At 52.7% G+C, this 2,782-nt stretch carries 2 protein-coding genes; both read left to right on the forward strand.

All coding sequences use genetic code 11. The features are described from left to right. A partial coding sequence (locus tag FEM54_RS29755; protein ID WP_138453979.1) for an alpha/beta hydrolase occupies nt 1-609 on the forward strand: 609 nt, incomplete at its 5' end. A 125-nt stretch (nt 610-734) separates the two neighbouring features. Continuing rightward, nucleotides 735-2,782, forward strand: a 2,048-nt coding sequence (locus FEM54_RS29760) for a DUF3772 domain-containing protein (RefSeq protein WP_420875334.1), incomplete at its 3' end; no start/stop codon positions are given.

Genomic DNA, 2,782 nt, shown 5'->3' on the forward strand with positions numbered 1-2,782 from the left:
GTTACTGGATTTAGCGTAACCGTACCATTTTACGCCCTTGCACCCGAAAATGACGCGCGTAGGGGGATGTTACTAGTAGATGCTGTTTATGAGAGGGTGTTAGCGAAGTGGCCCGGCGAGCGTATTATTGTTGCGGGTGATAGTGCGGGAGGGAATTTTGCATTAACGCTTGCCATAAGGCGGCGTGATGCCGGGCTTGTGTTGCCTGACAGACTTGTTCTATTTTCGCCGTGGCTGGATCTTGGACTAAGCGACAGCCGTGCTTATGCGTTAGAGGAAAAGGACATTATGTTGAGGGTCGATGCATTACGAGAATGCGGGAAGTGGTGGGCAGGGTTGGAAGATCCATCTTCTGCGCATATGAGCCCTTTATATGCGAATCTTTCAGGGCTGCCGCCCATTAGCCTGTTTCAGGGGGATTACGATATATTTGTGATTGATGCACGGACGTTTTCTGCAAAAGCGACGTTTGCCGGCGTGGAGTTAGTGTATGAAGAGTATCCCGGGGCTTTTCATGTTTTCGTGGCTGCCACCTTTACACGAGAAGCAAAGCACGCGTTTCAGAGTATCGCAGCATCTGTTAAAACAATGCGTCGCGTTAAGTTATAAAAAAACGTAACTCCATCTAAAGTACTGATGGAATCGAAATGGTTTAATCTTCGAAGATGATGGCACTGTCGCGCACTGTGTTTACTGGGCATGGGCTACTGTGCCTTCACTGCGGAGGAGGCGATTTGATTCGACTAATCCTTAAAAAAATGCTCTGTCATGCGTTATTGATTATCGCCATGGTAGTTAACGTATCAGCCTGGGCGGGTGAGGTCGATACTGTAAGGCCTGTTATGGGTTTGACGGGGCCGTCTTCCCTGCCAGAAGACGCTGACTTGACGGAGCTTGGACAACAGCTTGACCTCATCCGTCAGAGCGTGCCCCTAAGTACCAGCGACGAAACCCTTGCGGAGTTTCGACGAGGCGCTATACAGGTGCAGGAAAAGGCCGAAACGCTGTTTAAGGTACTTTCTGTCGAAATCGAACGGCTTGATGATCAACTGAAAGTGCTGGGCGAAGCGCAGCCTGAGGAAGCACCTAGTATTAAGGTCCAGCGTGATGCCTTAGCCCAACGAAAGAATAGTTTGCTAGACAACGGGCGCGAGGCCAAACAACTGGGTCAGATGAGCAGGGAACTCGCTGAACAGATCGTCAAATTGCGACGCAATCTATTCAACTCCCAGGTCACCTCGCGTGCAAATTCGCCTCTTACCCCTTCGTTTTGGTCAATTTTGATTCGTCCCACGGATGAAGATCTCAAGCGGCTCGATAGTTTGAAGGATGAGGCCCTTATAGCCCTGCAGAGTGCCGTTATTGCTGAGCGCCGCTGGGCCTTGTTCGGCGTTCTACTAGCGGCTGTAGTCATCTGGAGTGTAGGCAGACGTTTGCTTGAACATGTGCTTACCTGGGCGATGATCAGGTGGCTGCCCGAGGGACGACTGCGGCGCAGTACACTCGCGTTGGCTATTGGTTTGTCGTCCATCCTGACGGTAATGGGGGCCGTCTCACTGGTGCATTGGGGAGTGGAAGGCAATGTCGTTTTAGGCGACACGTTAGCCCGTTTGTTGGACAGCCTCGTTACGGTGGCAACTTTCTGTGCGTTTATTTCGGGCTTGGGGCGCGCCTTGCTGATGTTGCCGCGACCTTCTTGGCGACTGGCGGCCATTCCGGATGAGATAGCCTCCGCTCTAGGGCCGTTTCCAGCGATTCTCGCGGCGGCGCTTATGGTTATGGCCACCGAAGAACGAATAAACACTGTCACCGGCACCAGTTTGGCATTGACTGTAGCGCTCAATGGCTTGACGGCGCTCAGCACGGCGTTGATCTTCGCAGCTGCGCTCTTGCGTTTACGTTATGTACGCAAAACGCACAAGTTGAAACCCCATAGCGGGCTGGCCAGTATTTTGCCTTTTGTTACTTGCGTTTGGATCGTCGCTATTGTCCTGACGCTACTGACAGGGTACCTATCCCTGGCGTACTTCCTTACCCTCAAACTGCTGTGGATCAGTGTTGTGGCGGGCACTGCTTTTATACTCATGGCCTTTTTTGGCGACATTTGCGAAATTCTTCTCTCACCTAAGCAGCCTAGTGGACTGGCGCTAGCCAACGCGCTCGGATTATCGCCGCGGCATCAAGCCCAAGCTAGCACTGTGCTTGCTGGTGTCGGCCGTACCGTGTTGCTGCTCACTGCCATCATGGCTGCACTGCTACCCGCTGGAGCCAGCCCAAGTGACATGCTCCAGAGCGTCGGCCAATTGGGGGAGACGAGTAAAGCGCTGGGTAATTTGCACATTATCCCGCGAGATATCCTCATTGCGCTGGTGACCATCGTTGCTGGTTTATTTGCTGTGCAGACGTTGAAACGCTGGCTGAGTGAGAGGTTACTGCCGGAGACCAACATGGACGCTGGCATGCGTTCATCGCTGGTGACACTGGTGGGGTACATCGGCTTTGTCTTGTTGTCGCTATTGGTGATGTCCACCCTCCAAATCAATCTAACAAGCCTGACCTGGGTGGTCAGTGCGTTATCGGTGGGCATTGGCTTTGGCTTGCAGGCGATTGTGCAAAACTTCATTTCTGGGTTGATTCTGTTAACCGAGCGACCCGTTAAGGTCGGCGATTGGGTCAGTCTGGCGGGGGTTGAAGGGGACATTCGCCGAATCAATGTACGCGCTACTGAGATCCAGATGTCCGATCGCTCAACTGTGATCGTGCCTAACTCACAGTTCATCTC

The organism is Pseudomonas edaphica (assembly GCF_005863185.1).
Lineage (GTDB): Bacteria > Pseudomonadota > Gammaproteobacteria > Pseudomonadales > Pseudomonadaceae > Aquipseudomonas > Aquipseudomonas edaphica.